Source organism: Tropicimonas sp. IMCC34043 (genome assembly GCF_003390845.1).
Taxonomy (GTDB): Bacteria; Pseudomonadota; Alphaproteobacteria; order Rhodobacterales; family Rhodobacteraceae; genus Tropicimonas.
Map to the genome: position 1 here is coordinate 1 of NZ_QMEK01000006.1, position 15,870 is coordinate 15,870.

A 15,870-nucleotide genomic window follows, 5' to 3' on the forward strand; every position below is an offset into this window, starting at 1 on the left:
CGATGGCATCGAGCTCTTTTTGCAGCATGGCAAAGGGGTCGTCCGTCGCCAGGGCATCGCGCGCGGCCTGATGCAGGAACCAGTCCAGATTGGCGCTGGAGGCGGGCGAGATCGACATGCAGTTCCATTGCCCCGGCATCAGCCCGTTGCGGGTCAACCAGCCGGGCGAGGTTTCGGGGCGCTCGCGCAGGGCCTCGTTGATCGAATAGGTTCCCGAGACCACGGCCAGCTTGCCGGGTCCCGCGATGCCCGACCCCACGGCGCAGGCCGTGACGTCGTGCAGTCCCGCGGCGACGGGAAGGCCCTGTGGCAGCCCGGTCGCCTGTGCGGCCTCGGCGGTGACACGACCGGCGATCTGACCGGGCAGGAACACTTGCGGCAGCGCGTGACGGATCGCGCCCAGACCGAACAGCTCCAGTGCCGCATCGCTGTAGGTCTGGGTCTGCACGTCGGTGAAGGACAGGCTTGCCTCGGTAAAATCGGTGCCGACAATGCCGGTCAGGCAGAACCGCAGCCAGTCCTTGCACGACAGGATCGCCCCGATGCGGGCGAACCCTGCGGGATCGGCGTCGCGCATGTAGGCCAGCAGGGCTGCGGGGAAGGCGGGAAATGGCTGTTGCCCGCAAAGTGCCTGCGCCCGCGCCGAGGTGCCGTCGGCGTCCCAGCCGGCGACGACATCCTGCGCGCGGCTGTCGAGCGAGGTCGCGGCCAGACCCAGCGGCACGCCGTCCCGGTCGAGCAGATAGACCCCGTCACCATGCCCCGCGACCGCGATCGCGGCGGGCAGAACGGCGTGCCCCTCGGCCGCCGCCGCCGCGGCAAGCGCCTCGCGGATCGACCGCGCCGCGGCGTTCCAATGTGCGGTCATATCGCGTTCGACCCGGCGCGGCGCGTCCTTGATCTGCGGCACCGCGCAGTGACCCGAGGCCACGACGGATCCGTCCCGCCGGAACACCACCGACTTGGTCACGGTCAATCCGCTGTCGAGGCCGATCAGATAATCCGTCATGTCTCGATCCTTGCATGTCGCAGCCTGTCTTGCAGGCTGGCAAGATAAATCGCCACCAGCATCACCGCGCCGAAAACGACCTGGCGAATGGAGGGCGGCACACCGTAGAGGTTCATCAGGTTCTCGATGATGGCGATCACAAGGACGGCCGCAAAGATGCCGCCGACGTTGCCCTTCCCCCCGGTCAGGGCGGTGCCGCCGAGGATCGCCCCGGCAAAGACCATCAGGATGTCGCCCTCGCCCAGATCCGCCACGACAGATTGCAGGCGCCCGACCTCGAGCACGCCGCCAAGGGATGCCAGCACCCCCGCAAGGACAAAGCACAGGATCTTGGTCCGGTCGATATTGACCCCGGCAATGAACGCGGCCTGTTCGTTGTTGCCGAGGGCCAGGATGTCCTTGCCCAGCCGGTGGCGTTCGACGATCAGCCAGGCCAGCAGGTAGACGCCGATCCAGATCACCACGGCGACCGGTACCACGCCCCAAAGACGCGCGGCCCCCAGCCAGACGAAGCTGTCGGGCAGGTAATAGATCCCCTCCGGGATCAGCCAGACGACGAGGCCGCGCATCAGCAGCAGCGTGCCAAGCGTGACAAGGAAGGGGCTGACCCGAAGCTTGACGGCAAACAGCCCGTTCAGAAGGCCGATGATCCCGCCAAAGACCAGCACGCCCAGCACCGGCAGCACCGGGACGGATTCGAATGGCAGGACCTGAAAGAACAGCACGACCGCCAGGGTCGGCGCCAGGGCAAAGGTCGATTCGAGCGACAGATCCAGCCCGCCGGTCAGCACGACAAAGAACAGACCCAGCACCATGCAGCCAAGCGGCGCCGCAGCCCACATGACGTTCAGGATGTTGCGACTGGAAAAGAAGCCCGGCACCGTCAGACCCACAAGGAACAGGATCGCCAGCAAGGCCCAGATCAGGTGCTTTTCCAGCACCAGAAAAACGAGGTTGCGAAGTTGGATCATGCGGTCGTCTCCACGCCTTGAACGGATTTATAAATGGTATCGACGTCAAAGCCCGGTGCGCCGCGGTCAAGCACGCGCACGACTTCGCCGCGATAGAAGACGAGGATGCGATCGCATATCTCTGTCAGTTCCTCCTCGCTCTCCGAGATCATGATGACCCCGGCGTCGCGGCTCAGGTCCTCGCGGATCAGCTTGAGGATGTCGGGCTTGGCCGAGATGTCGACGCCGCGCGTCGGTTCGTTCAGCAAGATCAGCCGGGGTGCGGTCAGCGACATGCGCCCCAGCAGAACCTTCTGCTTGTTCCCGCCCGACAGCCCGTCGATCATGGCGTGGGGGCTGGGTGTCTTGATCTTCAGTTGCGCGATGATTTCGGCCGTCGCCGTCTCGCAGGCGCCGCGTCCGACGAACCCCATCCGGTTCGACAATGCCGGCAGCCCGGCGATCACCGCGTTTTCAAGCACCGAGCGGTTCTGGATCACCGCCTGCGCCTCGCGGTTCTTCGGCAGGAACGAGATCCCGACCATCTGCGCCGCCTTGGGAGAGGTCAGGACCTGCGGCGCGCCGTCGATCTCGATCTGGCCGCCATAGCCCGGACGCAGGCCATAGAGCGCCTCGACCGCCGTGTCCTTTCCCGACCCTTCAAGGCCGGCAAAGCCGATCACCTCGCCCCTGTGCAGGTCGAGCGACAGCCGATGCAACGTCTTGCCCGACGACAGCTCACGCACCCGCAGCAGCGGCGTTCCGGACGGTCGGGGGCCGGTGGCATGCGTGATACTGGTCGGGCTGACGTCGCCGACAATCCAGTCGGCCAGCTCGCGCGCGGTCGTTTCGGCGGTGTTCAGGGTGGCGACGCGGCGGCCGTCGCGCATGACCGACACGCGGTCCGAAAACCCCATGACCTCGCTCACATGGTGCGAGATCAGCGTGAACGACAGCTCCGGACGTTCGACGATCAGCGCCTTGAGAAGTTGCAGCAGCTCTTCCTTGCGGTCGCTGGTCAGGGAGGCGGTGATCTCGTCCAGCAGGATGGTCGAGGCATCGTCGACAAAGACGGCGCGACCGAATGCCAGAAGCTGCTGGGTTTCGACCGACAGGTCCCCCATCCGGCTGTCGGGGCGCGCTTTCAGGCGCAGCCGTTCGATCACCGCGGCGGTACGGCGACGGGTCTCGGCCGCCGAGGTGAACTGAAACCGCGCGGTCGGATGCCGCCCCATGAAAAGATTGTCCTCGACCGACAGGTCTTCGGCGAATTGCGGTTCCTGGGACACCAGCGCGATGCCCAGCTTCAGGGCGCGGGCGGGGCCCGACTGATCGGCGGTCAGCGCACCGTGCGCGGTGTCGATGCGGCCCTCGGACGGCGTCAACAGCCCCGCGACCATCGACACAAGCACCGATTTTCCGGCCCCGTTCTTGCCGATCAGGCCATGGATTTCACCGCGCGCGACCGTCAGGTCGACCGCGTCCACCGCCACAACGCCAGGAAACCGGCGGGTCAATGCGCGAGCGGCAAAGCTCGCGTCTGGAGAAAGTGTCATGTTCATCATCCATCTGACGCGGCCCATCCGACAAGCGGATGGGCCGACACGACATTATTGACCGTAGTCGGGCAAGGCGCCGTCGGTTTCCAAGGCCATCTGATTGGCCCAGTTTCGTTCGTCGTCATAGGCACTGTCACCCGGCACGGAATAGGCCTGGATCTGGTACCATGGCCCGTCGATCTGCTCGGGCTTCACGATCCTGACCGGGCCCCAAAGCGGGTCCTCTCCCTCCAGCAGCACCTTGCCTTCGCCGGGCAACTCGGTGCCGGACATCAGGTCATAGAGAAGCCGCATCGAGATCTGGCCCTCGCCGGTCGCGGGCTGCACCGACACATGGTCGATCTCGCCACGCGCAAGCGCCTGAAACTCCGGTATGGTGCCGTCGATGGTGGCCACCGGAATATGCGCCGGATCGTCAAGCGGGCTCAGCATGCCCTGCGCGCGGAATGCAGGCACCGCACCGCCGATCCCCATCGTGCCATCGATGCTGGCCACGCCAAGGATTGCCTCGTTCCCGTAGCGAGAGATCAGGTCGTCAACGATCTTGCGGGCCTGACCACCATCGCAGGAGGCCTCGTGTTCCTCGATGACGATATCGGGGTTGGCGGCGGCAATAGGATCAAGGACCGACCGATAGCCGGTGTGCCGTGCAATATCGAACGAGGCGGTAATGATGCAGCGCAGTTCGATGAACACGCCCGGTTCCTGCCGCCAGCCTTCGCCACGCAATTCGTCCAGACGCGCGACAAGGGCCTCTCCTCCCAGTCGTCCGGCGACCTCGTTGTCGAAGGCGACAAAGGTCTGCGGGGCACCGGGCACCCAGGCGTTCGAGGTCACGACGGGTGTCCCGGCCTCGGCCAGTTGGCCCACCATGCCGCGCATCGCCTCGCCGCGCCAGGGAACAAGCATCACGCCATCGACCCCGCGGGCCACCTGCGCCTGCAGCGCGTTCATCTGTTCGCTGACATCGTTTGCGCCGAAGACGCGGAACGAGATCACGTCCCCGGTCTCGGCTTCGATCCGCGCCGCTTCCTGACGCTGACCCATCTCTACGCCGTTGAAGTAGATGTCGTTCGGGGCCCAGCGGATCACCGCGACCTCATAGGTCTCGGCCATTGCAGGCTGGCAAAGCGCCGTCGTCAACGCCACCGCAGCCGCGGTCCATGTCGTGTCCACTCGCATGGTCTCCTCCATCTTGCGAATTCGAGGGGAGCATTGCACGCAGCAAGCAATGTATCAATAATTTTGTTACAAAATCTTCGGCATGGGTCGTTCCGATCGAGATATTCGCCCATGAATGCTAAATTTACTGCGTGACAGCGGCCACTTTGCCATCCTATGTTATCATTAAATATGGTACATTACGGAGGAAGTTTCATGACCGCATCCGCCTTGCGGACCGGCAGATTGTTCAGGCGCGACACTGGCCGCACGCTGATGGTCGCGCTCGATCGCACCCTGCTGGCCGGGCCGTGCCCCCACGCCGAAGACGCCGCGGCCCTTGTCGCACGCTTTGCCGACAGTCCGGTCGAGGCGCTGCTGCTGTCGCCGGGACTGACGCGGCTGGCCGCCGGCGCGCTGGGGCACGCGACGGCCCCGCGCATCGTCACCCGGATCGATTATCCGCTGGTGGCGGACTTCGCCTATCACGGGGCCGAACGGCACGAGATGATCTGCACGCCCGAGGCCGCCGCAGCACTCGGGGCGGATGCGGTGGTGATGTGCCTCGTCTCGGGATACGCGGATGTGCACACCCATGGCGCGAACCTGCGTGCTGTCGGCAAGGCGGCCGAGAGCTGTGCGAGGATCGGTCTTCCGCTTGTCGTCGAGGCGGTGCTGTGGGGAGAGCGTCACGACGATCCGCGCGATGCCGAGGCACTGGCCCGGATCTGTCGGATCGCTGCGGAGCTTGGCGCCGATGTGGTCAAGACCCAACCGCCGGCGACGGTCGAAGGTTTGCGCCTTGTGGTCGAGGCCTGCCCGGTGCCGGTGACAGCCCTTGGCGGCGCGGCAACGGATGCGGACGCAGCCGCCCGGCTGGCCGAACTGGCGATCGACGGCGGCGCACGCGGTTTGGTTTTTGGCCGCAATATCTGGGCGCGGCCGGAGGCGCAGGCATTCTGCGCGACGCTGTCCGATCTGGTGCATCGCTCCTGAACGCAGGGGCGCGCATGCGCAGCCTGCTGGCAAATCGCCATGACTGCCCCGGACAACGAGCGACGTCTGGATCATTCTGCTGAGGCGCACGTGGCAGGGCCGGGCTCAAGATCCGGACGCAATTGTTTCGAAGCCGTGCACAGGTCCCGTCGCCGCCGATCCCCGGTTGGACCCGGGGATCGGGCAAGGCAGAGGGTGCGATTCCCCGAAGCGGACGCATCATCGTGCCCGGATAGGGTACGGGGTTGATCCGTCGCGGTCGTCCACGGAGCCGGATACTTCAGGACCTGCCGGGCGGTCGCGGATCGCGCTCAGCAGGCAGCATCCTTGGGTATTCGCATTCGCTATGCCTCAGTTACTCGGGGCTGCGTTCATGAACTCGAAGGGTTTCGCCTCGACAAAGTGCGCGGCGGCATCTCCGGAGTAATAGTGGCCACCCGCGACTGCCAACTTCATCGGCTTTGCCCCTTCGGAGAGATCGACTTCGGCAAGAGGGACCCAGAACACGTTCGGCATCGTCGCCGAGTCAAAAAAGTAGACGAGGTTTTTCTGATCGGCGACAGTGCGCCAAAGCGTCGAGGCGATATCCGGTTGCCCTGGTGTCGAGATCCCGATTGGAACGCTCACGCCGCGCATCACCGAAATGGACTGCCCCACGGCCTGGTTCGCGTAAGTCTGGCCCGGAACATCCTCTATGAAGTTCGTGCTTTTCTCTTTCGTGACAGCGTCGAGCAGGAAGGAGGCGCGGACGAAACGGTCGGCGGCGTGGATCGTGCCAGGCAGGAAGTTCATTCCGCCGATCTGCTGCCAGTACGCGACGAGTCCAAGCTGCTGATCGTAGGGAGGGGAGTTGGTCATCACCGTGTACTGCTTGCCATGGTGAATCGTCAACTTGCCATCCAGGTATTCGAAGATCGCGGAATCGCCCGTTGGATCGGAGATCGACAGGTGCAGCGTCGCGGCAGAGCCGTTCGGCAGCTTCGGTGCCACGATCCGGAAAGACTTCTCGGTCAGCCCGTCTACCGCCTCGGACACAGTCGCAAAATTGTCGAGCACATATTGGGCCCAAATGCCGACCGACAGCGGCGGGTCGTTCTGGTCGTCCCCGTAATCCGCTTCGGTGAGATAGAGAAGATTGGTGACGAGCCCCTTTTCGTTCATACCGTCGGCCGTGGCCATGTTGTATCCGGAGGCGATCACGCTGCCGTACTTGGAGGTCCATGTCGGCGAGCCGGGTCCGGCGTTGCCGCTGCGGGTCATCCCCCGCGGGAACGCCCAGAGGTCGGTCTGCATGTCCTGCATCCAGTCCATGGAGCGGCCGGTAATGACGGTCCCGTCATCGCCCACATAGACGGTGCGGGTGCACGCAATCGACACGCTCGGCAGCGCCATCGCTCCTGTCAGAAGCGAGGCAATTGCCATCGAAAAGACCTTTCGGCTGGGCAATCTTTGAGACATCTCTTGTTTCCTCCGGACCGCAGCCCGCTTGCCGGTCAGGCTGCCACTATTTGTTGCGGTTGGCATCAAAACCTAATTCTACATCTTGTTTCGTGTCAAGGTTGTATGACCCGCCGATAACACACGTCTCTTTCCATCCATTCTTCAGGAAATGTTGCGGAGCTTGGTCCTGAGGCAGGCTCTTCCGCTTCTTCGATTGTCTTCGACAAGGTCTTGCGACCGTTTCATCTGCCCGATCACGCGATGAGACCGCCATCGACCAGAATGTCGCTTCCGGTGACGTAGGCAGCCTGATCGCTGGCCAGGAACAGGACCGCATTGGCGATGTCTTCCGGTTTGCCGAGACCTCCCAGCGGCACGGTTTCCAGAAAGGCATCCAGTTGGGCCGGGTCGTTTTCATAAAACATTGGCGTGTCGATGACACCGGGGCAGACCGTGTTGACCCTGATCTTGCGCGGCGCAAGTTCGCGGGCGGCGGACCGTGTCATGCCGCGAACGCTCCACTTCGCGCCGGCATAGCCGAAGGTTCCGCCGTAGCCGACCATGCCGCCAATCGACGAGAGGTTCACGATGGAAGCTCCTTCGCTCAGAAGCGGGAGCGCGGCTTTCATGCCCCAAAACGTGCCGAACTGGTTGATCTTCATAATTCGGTCAAAACCTTCGGCGGTTTCCGCCTCCAGCGAGGCCGGCGCATAGATCCCTGCGTTGTTCACAACGACGTCGAGCTTGCCCGCCTCCTGCGAAATCCGTGCCATCGCCGCCGCCCAATCCTCGGGGTCGGTGACGTCGAGCACCAGAGGGATGCAGCCGCTCTGCGCCTCGGGCAAGGTGCGATCGCTGGCATAGACGGTCACGCCCTGCGCAGACAATGCCGCGCAGATCGCGCGGCCAATGCCGCCGGCAGCGCCGGTGACAAGGGCTGTGCGGCCATGAAGCGACGGGTAGGTTGCGGGTGCGGTCATATCGATTTCCTCATTGCGCGGTGAACCCGCCATCCACGGTCAGGACGGCACCGGTCACAAAGCTTGCGGCATCGGATGCGAGGAACAGGACAGCCTCGGCCACTTCACAGGGGTCCGCCGCACGTCCCATCGGCGTGGCCTGCCGGGTCGCTTCGTTCATTTCGGCCGGCTGGGCGCGCACCATTTCGGTGTCGATCAATCCCGGACAGATCACATTCGCCCGCAGGTTTTCGCGTGCATGGGTCACTGCCACGTTGCGCGTCATGTTGATGACCGCCCCCTTGCTGGCGTGATAGGCGATCTGGCCCTGACCACCGACAAGCCCCCAGATCGAGGCGATGTTCACGATCGAGATCGGATGTTTTCCCAACCCCAACCGGGTCACGGCCTGCATGCCAAGCATTACGCCGGTCTGGTTTACCCCACAGATGAAGTCCCAGCCTTCCATGGTGACGTCGGCAACATTCTGCTTTGGAGCGGCCACGCCGGCGCCGCTGACCAGAATGTCGATGGATTGGCTCGCCGCCGCCATTTCTTCCCGCAAGCCAGCCCAGGCATGGGGGTCGGCCACGTCGAGGGAACGATAGCTGACCAGCCCGTCCGCGGCGTCATAGTCCGGCACCTCGGCCATGATGTCTGTCGCTATGACCCTTGCCCCGGCTGCGGCCAACGTTTCGACACAGGCGCGGCCGATCCCTCGGGCCGCCCCGGTCACAAGGGCGCGGCGGCCCTGAAGGTTCATCCTTCTGCTCATGTCAGATCCTTGTCGTTCTGTTCGAAGTGGCGATGTGCCCGGCGCGAATAAGGGTCGGTGAAAGCCCGAACCAGCGACGACACACGCGTGAAAATGCGCTTGGCTCGGAATAGCCGAGCATCGAGGCGATTTCGGCGACCGGCAGATGGACCTGGGACAGCAGGAACATGGACAGGTCGCGACGCATCTCTCCCACGATGTCCGAGAAGACCTCGCCTTCGTTCGCGAGTCGCCGCTGAAGGGTCCAGGAAGACAGACCCAACGCATCGGCAACCACCTCGAGACGCGGTTCGCCAGAAGAGATCTGGCATCGGATCTCGGCACGGACCCGGGCGGACAGGGTCGGCTCCGACCATAGGGTAAAGCCGGCGTCGGTCTTCTGGTCGCGCGCGCGCAGGCGGACGGCGCCGCGGACCACGCGATCCGACAGATAGATGGAGTCGTGTTCCTGGGCAAAAAGCACCGCGGCGCCGAGGACCTCTGCATGACGGCTGCAATCGGCCGGACGCGCATGTTGGAAATGGACTTCGACTGGGGACCAGTCGGGGTCAATCGCCGTCGTCAGATGCAGCACGAGCCCTGCGATGCCAAGCTCTGCCTCCTGCCTGCGCCGGATCGCACGCCCGTCGAGAAAACGTCGGCGCAGCGCCCAGACATCGCCTTCGCGGCAAAGCTCAAGCTTTTCCCAAGGCCTTTGCTCCGCAACCTCGTCGGACAGGCGCGCAATCGCACTTCGCAGGTCGGGCGCCGGCTGGAACGCGGGAAACAGCAACCGACCGGCAGTGGCCGCGAGATCCAGACCGAGCGTCGGGCGAGCTTCGTCTGCAGCGCGGGCCTCGAGGATTTCCCATGCGTCGGGTGCGTTCAGAACCTCCTCGCTGGGCATGAGCCCCGTGAATGAATTCGATGAAATCCGGGTGACTCGCTGCATGTCGTCTCCTGTCCGCCAGACTGGCACGCTGCCCGGTCGACAGCCCGCGGTGTCAGCCTTCGATTTCTGGTGTCCCGACAGTCCTGCAGCAGGCGGATTGGCGAAATACGTAAACCTACCGACCCCTTTCCGAGTCTTCCGCGGAACTTTGTTTTCAGCGGTCAACTGTCGCGGCGCTGTTTCGGCGCAGGTTTGACGCAAGGAAAAAACAGACCACGGACAGACATTGCCAACAAAAGGAGATCTCTCTTGATTGCGACTTCAACCAGGCTGCGACCACTTGCGGCGGTACCGGCAGCGGCGCTCGTTGCAATGCTTGCCGTGCCGGTCTTTGCACAAGACGCCACATGCACGCCCCATGCCGTCGATGTGGGCACTGACACCCCGGTCATGGTCGGCTGTGAACCGCTGAAAATTGCGTTCCTCATCGCCGCCACGAACAACACCCACCTGCAAGCCCAGATCAAGGGCGCACAGGATGCCGCCGCAGAAATCGGCGCCGAGATCAGCGTTTTCGACCCGAACTGGAGCCCGACGACGCAGTACAACCAGGCACAGAACGTCATTTCGGGCGACAGATTCAACGCCATCCTTGCCGAGATGAACGATGGCAACCAGGCCTGTCAGATCATGACGGAAACTGCCGCCGCCGAAGGGGTGCTCGTTGCCGTGGTCAACCAGCCGCTCTGTGGCCGAGGCAGCAACGAAGGCGACGAGCTTTGGGCCCCCGGCACCCTCAACTTCGTGGGTGGCACGCAGGGTCGCGCAGCCTTCCGGGACTGGATCTTCTCGATTGCCGAAGAAAATCCCGGCCCACAGAAAGTCGTCGTTCTGACGGGCCCCGACCTCAACTCGAACACGATCAACACCGATCTTGCGGTCGCCGATGTTCAGGCAGCGTTCCCGGACTTTGACGTGATTACGACCGTGCGCACGGATTATTCGGTGCTGCAAGGCAACGAGAAGATGATGCCGCTGTTCCAGGCCAATCCGGACCTCAACATCTTCATCTCCAACTACTCGGACATGACCCGTGGCGCCGTGCAGGCTGCCCAGCAGACCGGCATCATCGACACGCTCAAGATCTACGATTCCGGCGGAAACAAATGGGCCTTCGAGGCTGTAAAACGCGGTTGGGTAGAACGCACGCGGACAATCGAACCCTACGCAGAGACCTATGAGGCCGTGAAACAACTCGGCGCTGCCTGGGCCGGTCAAGAGGTGCCGCGTTTCACCCTGACCGCCACCACCACCGTTGCCCCGGAAAATGTGGACAGCCTCGAAGCTGAATACTGATCCAGCGAACTGACGCATCCCCCCCCCCGCGGCGCCACCGTCGCGGGGAACCGCTCCATTCCGCACGGCACCGGCGACCGTCACACCGGTCGGAAGCGCTGCGCGACGTCTTGCAACCCCGAAGGGCCCGCCATGGCAACCTACAAAGCGACAGTGGGAAAAGAGACCTTCGGGTTTCCGACGCTCGCCGCCTTGCTTGCGGCCGCAACGCCAGAGCGATCCGGCGATCACCTCGCCGGGATCGCAGCTTTGTCCGAACAGCAACGCGTCGCCGCGCGCATGGCGCTCGCCGATCTTTCGCTGAGCGTGTTTCTGAACGAAGCAGTTGTGGCTTACGCGGAATGCGAGGTGACCCGGCTGATCCTCGACACGCACGATCAGACGGCCTTTGCCGCGCAACCGGCGCGCAATGTTGGCGATCTGAGGAACTGGTTGCTCGATCCGGCGGTCTCGGGTGGCGACATACTGGCTGCATCGCCGGGGCTGACGCCTGAAATGGTCGCCGCTGTGTCCAAGCTGATGCGCAATCAAGACCTGATCCGCGTTGCGCACAAGATCGAGGTCGTGACGGCTTTCCGCAGCACGATCGGTCGGCGCGGAACCATGGCCACCCGCCTTCAACCCAACCACCCCGCAGATGACCTTGCCGGGATTGCGGCGGTCATCCTCGACGGTCTGATGCGCGGTGCCGGGGACGCGGTTATCGGGATCAACCCGGCCTCCGACAGTATCGCGAACTGTATCCGTCTTGTCGAAATGCTCGATGACCTGCGCGAGAAGCTGGCGCTTCCGACCCAAAGCTGCGTGCTGACGCACGTCACCTCGACCATCGACATGATCGCGGCGGGAGCCCCGGTCGATCTGGTTTTCCAATCCATCGCCGGGACCGAAAAGGCCAATGAAGGGTTCGGCCTGCGTCTCGCCGATCTGGCCGAAGCGCAAGAGGCCGCCCTGTCGCTTGGACGCGGCACCGCCGGACAGGATGTGATGTACTTCGAGACCGGTCAGGGATCGGCACTGTCTGCAAATGCACATTCTGGCGTGGACCAGCAGACGTTGGAGGCCCGCGCGCAAGGCGTCGCGCGCGCGTTCCGCCCGTTGCTGGTGAACACGGTGGTGGGTTTCATCGGCCCCGAATACCTTTTCGACGCCAAGCAGATCATCCGGGCGGGGCTCGAAGACCACTTCACCGGCAAGGTGCTTGGCCTGCCGATGGGCGTGGACGTTTGTTACACAAACCACGCCGAGGCGGATCAGGACGACATGGACAGCCTGTCCGTCCTGCTTGCGGTCGCAGGTGTCAACTTCGTCATAACGGTTCCCGGTTCCGACGACATCATGCTCGGCTATCAAAGCCTTGCCTTCGAGGACATCGCATTCCTGCGCGAAACGACAGGACTGCGCCCGGCCCCCGAATTTGAAGCATGGCTCGCCAACCAGGGTCCGAGCGTTGGTGCACAACCGCTTCTTGCGGCGTTCGAACGCATCGGGGTGTCGGCATGAAGGAACCGACGCGCAGCACCCGGTTTGACAAACTGCGCCGCCTGACCCCGTCTCGGGTCAGGTTCGATGCCAGTGATCATGCGCCAGGCCTCGATGCGGTGCTGGACTTTCAGGCAAGCCACGCCCGGGCGCGCGATGCGATCCACCGGTCCGTTGACTGGGACAGTATCATCGCCGACCTCGCCCCACACACCGCGCTGAGGCTTGAGTCCAAGGCAGGCGAGCGCAAGACCTACCTGTCGCGCCCCGATTTCGGTCGTGAACTTTCGGACCGCAGTCTCCTCGCGCTGGACGGGATGCGGGTTGAGGGGCCGGTGGTCGTGCTTGCGGACGGATTGTCATCCTTTGCCGTCCAGAGTCACGGCGCGGCGCTCTTTCAAGCCCTGACGGCCTTGATCCCCGAACTGGGAAACGCACCGGTTTTCCTTGTGGAACAGGCACGCGTCGCCATTGCCGACCAGATCGGTGCGTCGGTTGGCGCCACGGCGACGTTCATGCTGATCGGCGAACGTCCCGGTCTGAGCGTGTCTGACTCACTGGGCGCCTATTTCACCTGGGCCCCGGATCCGGGTCTGCAGGACAGCCGGCGCAACTGCGTCTCGAACATTCATGCCAACGACGGCCTTTCGATCCGGGATGCCGCGGCGCGTCTTGCCTGGGTCTGGCAGGAGGCCCGGAAACTCGGAACCTCCGGCGTCACCCTCAAGGACATGAGCGGCATGCAAAAGGCCATCGCAAGCGAAAGGAGCGGAGAATGACTGTAACCCCGGAGCAAGCCCGGAAACTGGCCTTCAGCGCGACCAACATCACGAAGCGATATGGCGGCACACTGGCCCTGGATCACATCCGCCTCGACGCTGAAGCCGGCATGATCCACGCGCTTGTCGGAGAGAACGGTGCAGGCAAGTCGACCTTCCTCGGCGTGCTCGCAGGCCGCGTCGTTCCGACCGAAGGCGAGATCGAGATCTTCTCGAAACCCCATGTCTTCGGCTCGCCGCGAGAGGCACACCGCCTCGGGATCGGCGCGATCTATCAGGAACTGACCATCGTGCCGCGTCTGAATGCGGTCGCGAACGTGTTTCTGGGGCAGCCCCATGCGAAACGAGGCCTTTTGAGCGAAAAGCGGATGCGCGCCGAATTTCGGGAGGTCTGCGCGCGTTTCGGGGTCGATATTGCCCCGGATGCGGTGGCCGGAACGCTGTCGACGGCAGACCAGCAGATGCTGGAAATCATGCGCGGCGCCCGCTCGGGGGCGGAGCTTCTGCTGTTTGACGAGCCGACGACCTCGCTCGCTCCGCCGGAACGCGAGGGGCTGTTTCAGGTCATGAACCAGTTGCGCGATCAAGGCACCACGATGGTCTTTGTAAGCCACAACCTCGAGGAAGTGCTGGACATCGCAGACACGATCACGGTGTTCCGCGACGGGCAACTCGCGGCCACTGGCCCGCGAGCGGACTGGACCAAGGCCTCGATCGTGCGCGCGATGGTCGGTCAGGACATTGTCGAATACCGCCGCGTGGAACGCGCGAAGGCCGCACCCGGATCACCGCCTCTGATCGTTGCCCGGGGCGTGACCCTGCCGGGTGCCTGCGAAGATGTGTCGTTCGAGCTGAAGGCAGGTGAAATTCTCGGGATCGGCGGACTGGTCGGCTCGGGGCGGTCGTCGCTTTTGCGGTCGTTGGCTGGCGTCGAATCCATGTCCCATGGCGAGTTGATTGTAGACGGTCGCGGTGTCGAATGGCCAACGCGGCCGCGACACGCGATGCGCCATGGAATTGCCTTTGTCCCAGAGGACCGGAAACATCAGGGCCTCGTTCTGGGCATGCGGGCGATGGACAATATAGTCATGTCCAACATCGGCGAGGTCAGCCGGTATGGTGTGATTTCCGAACGCAAGATTGTCGAAAAATCCACCAGCATCGCCCGGGAGTTCGGCTTTTCGGCGGATCGGATCGGCACCATGGTGCGGCATCTGTCCGGCGGGAACCAGCAGAAGGTCCTGCTCGGCAAGGCCCGGTTCTGCGCCCCCAGAGTGCTTCTGGTCGACGAACCGACCCGTGGCATCGACATCGGGGCCAAGGACGAAATCATGTCCACCCTGCGCAGCCTCGCGGACGCGGGCATGGGCATCATCGTGGTGTCCTCGGACCTCGAAGAGGTCATCCAGATCAGTGACCGCATTCTCGTCATGGCCCACGGCCGCGTGGTCGATGAGCTCGATCAATCCGGCGGCCCTGTGCAGGTCACGGACATCCTGAATTCGGCATTCGGAGTTGAACGTCATGCAAGCTAACCCAACCCAGACAGAGTCCGGCGGCGGATTCCGGCGCTATTTCAACCGCGACGCAATCATGCAATACGGCGTCGTGTGGGCCTTTTGTGTCCTGATCCTTCTTGGCGCGATTGCCTATCCCGGCCTGTTCGCGCTGCGCAATATCCAGAACATCCTCAGCCAGTCGGCCCCCCTCGGCATCGTTGCTGTTGCGATGACGTTCGTGCTCATCTCCCGCGGCTTCGACCTCTCGGTCGCCTCGGTCTTCGCGCTTGGCGCGGTGATCTTTGCCAACCGTGCGGATCCCTTCGGGCTATGGGGCGCGGCGCTGACCGTCCTGGCGGTGACGTTTGTCTGTGGCGTGATCAACGGCCTGATCATCACCAAGCTCGATGTGAACCCCTTTGTCGCCACGCTCGGCACCGGGTCGGTGTTTGGCGGCGGGGCGTTTCTCTACTCCAGATCCGCGCCTCAGGTGCCCGACAACTTTGACTTCACAATCCTCGGCACGGGCCGCTGGCTTGGCTGGCCGATCTCGATCTGGATCATGGTCGCGATCTTCCTTGTCGGTGGCTTCGTGCTGTCGCGCACAGTCTACGGCCGCTCGTTGTTCTCGCTGGGCGGCAACGAAGAGGCCGCGCGCCTCTCCGGTATCCCCGTCGATCTGATCCGCGGCTCCACATATGTACTCACCGGCGTCTGCGCAGGGATCGGCGGCATGATCCTCGCCTCCCGCCTCGGGGTCGGTCAGGCCGACATGGGCGGCTCGCTCGCACTCGATGCAATCGCCGTTGTCGTGATCGGCGGCACCTCTCTGCTCGGGGGCGAAGGCGCGATCTGGCGCACGGCCATCGGGCTTCTGATCATCGCCACCCTCACAAACGTCTTTGACAGCCTCGCGATCAACACGAACGTCCAGCAGGTCGTCAAGGGCATCATCGTTATCGCCGCCGTCGCGCTCGATATCTACGCGCGCCGCGTCCGCAAATAATTGCCTTCCCCCAAAAGAAAGGACCTCA

14 protein-coding genes are annotated in these 15,870 nt (G+C 63.7%); 6 read left to right on the forward strand and 8 right to left on the reverse strand.

The genetic code is table 11. The features are described from left to right. The 4 genes from DQG17_RS17540 to DQG17_RS17555 all read right to left on the reverse strand — a co-directional run. The coding region (locus DQG17_RS17540; protein WP_255415668.1) for an FGGY family carbohydrate kinase at positions 1–1,009 on the reverse strand (1,009 nt) is incomplete at its 3' end. Next, on the reverse strand, positions 1,006–1,980 hold the full coding sequence (locus DQG17_RS17545; protein ID WP_116134180.1) for an ABC transporter permease: 975 nt from the start codon (positions 1,978–1,980) through the stop codon (positions 1,006–1,008). The genes DQG17_RS17540 and DQG17_RS17545, both read right to left, overlap by 4 nt. Then, positions 1,977–3,515 carry a sugar ABC transporter ATP-binding protein gene (locus DQG17_RS17550; RefSeq protein ID WP_198666180.1) on the reverse strand — a complete coding sequence of 513 codons (1,539 nt, stop codon included), beginning with the start codon at positions 3,513–3,515 and terminating at the stop codon, positions 1,977–1,979. The genes DQG17_RS17545 and DQG17_RS17550 overlap by 4 nt, the downstream gene beginning before the upstream one ends. A 54-nt stretch (positions 3,516–3,569) precedes the next feature. Next, on the reverse strand, positions 3,570–4,694 hold the full coding sequence (locus DQG17_RS17555; RefSeq protein ID WP_157973650.1) for a sugar ABC transporter substrate-binding protein: 1,125 nt from the start codon (positions 4,692–4,694) through the stop codon (positions 3,570–3,572). Positions 4,695–4,895: 201 nt separating this feature from the next. On the opposite strand from DQG17_RS17555, the gene DQG17_RS17560 reads away from it, so the two are divergent. After that, positions 4,896–5,675 carry a class I fructose-bisphosphate aldolase gene (locus DQG17_RS17560; RefSeq protein WP_157973651.1) on the forward strand — a complete coding sequence of 260 codons (780 nt, stop codon included), beginning with the start codon at positions 4,896–4,898 and terminating at the stop codon, positions 5,673–5,675. A 351-nt stretch (positions 5,676–6,026) separates the two neighbouring features. On the opposite strand, the gene DQG17_RS17565 is transcribed toward DQG17_RS17560, so the two are convergent. From DQG17_RS17565 to DQG17_RS17580, 4 genes are all read right to left on the reverse strand, one after another. Continuing rightward, positions 6,027–7,133 (reverse strand): linear amide C-N hydrolase, encoded by a 1,107-nt coding sequence (locus DQG17_RS17565; RefSeq protein WP_232829490.1) that lies wholly within the window; start codon positions 7,131–7,133, stop codon positions 6,027–6,029. Between the two features lie 236 nt (positions 7,134–7,369). Then, on the reverse strand, positions 7,370–8,095 hold the full coding sequence (locus DQG17_RS17570) for an SDR family NAD(P)-dependent oxidoreductase (RefSeq protein WP_157973652.1): 726 nt from the start codon (positions 8,093–8,095) through the stop codon (positions 7,370–7,372). Between the two features lie 10 nt (positions 8,096–8,105). Then, positions 8,106–8,849 carry an SDR family NAD(P)-dependent oxidoreductase gene (locus DQG17_RS17575; RefSeq protein ID WP_116134186.1) on the reverse strand — a complete coding sequence of 248 codons (744 nt, stop codon included), beginning with the start codon at positions 8,847–8,849 and terminating at the stop codon, positions 8,106–8,108. A gap of 1 nt (position 8,850) precedes the next feature. Further along, the gene (locus DQG17_RS17580; RefSeq protein ID WP_157973653.1) at positions 8,851–9,945 is read right to left on the reverse strand and encodes an AraC family transcriptional regulator; all 1,095 of its coding nucleotides are present in this window, start codon (positions 9,943–9,945) and stop codon (positions 8,851–8,853) included. 84 nt (positions 9,946–10,029) lie between these two features. On the opposite strand from DQG17_RS17580, the gene DQG17_RS17585 reads away from it, so the two are divergent. The 5 genes from DQG17_RS17585 (at position 10,030) to DQG17_RS17605 (ending at position 15,842) form a co-directional block, all read left to right on the forward strand. Further along, positions 10,030–11,076, forward strand: coding sequence for a sugar ABC transporter substrate-binding protein (locus DQG17_RS17585; protein ID WP_157973654.1), 1,047 nt, complete (start codon positions 10,030–10,032; stop codon positions 11,074–11,076). Between the two features lie 132 nt (positions 11,077–11,208). Continuing rightward, positions 11,209–12,579, forward strand: coding sequence for an ethanolamine ammonia-lyase subunit EutB (locus DQG17_RS17590; protein WP_116134189.1), 1,371 nt, complete (start codon positions 11,209–11,211; stop codon positions 12,577–12,579). Beyond that, complete coding sequence (eutC, locus tag DQG17_RS17595) at positions 12,576–13,337, forward strand: ethanolamine ammonia-lyase subunit EutC (RefSeq protein WP_116134190.1); 762 nt, start codon at positions 12,576–12,578, stop codon at positions 13,335–13,337. Before DQG17_RS17590 ends, eutC begins: the two co-directional genes overlap by 4 nt. Continuing rightward, entirely contained in the window at positions 13,334–14,872 is a 1,539-nt protein-coding gene (locus DQG17_RS17600) for a sugar ABC transporter ATP-binding protein (protein WP_116134191.1), read from the forward strand. The genes eutC and DQG17_RS17600 overlap by 4 nt, the downstream gene beginning before the upstream one ends. Continuing rightward, positions 14,862–15,842 (forward strand): ABC transporter permease, encoded by a 981-nt coding sequence (locus tag DQG17_RS17605; protein ID WP_232829491.1) that lies wholly within the window; start codon positions 14,862–14,864, stop codon positions 15,840–15,842. Before DQG17_RS17600 ends, DQG17_RS17605 begins: the two co-directional genes overlap by 11 nt. Positions 15,843–15,870: the final 28 nt, after the last annotated feature.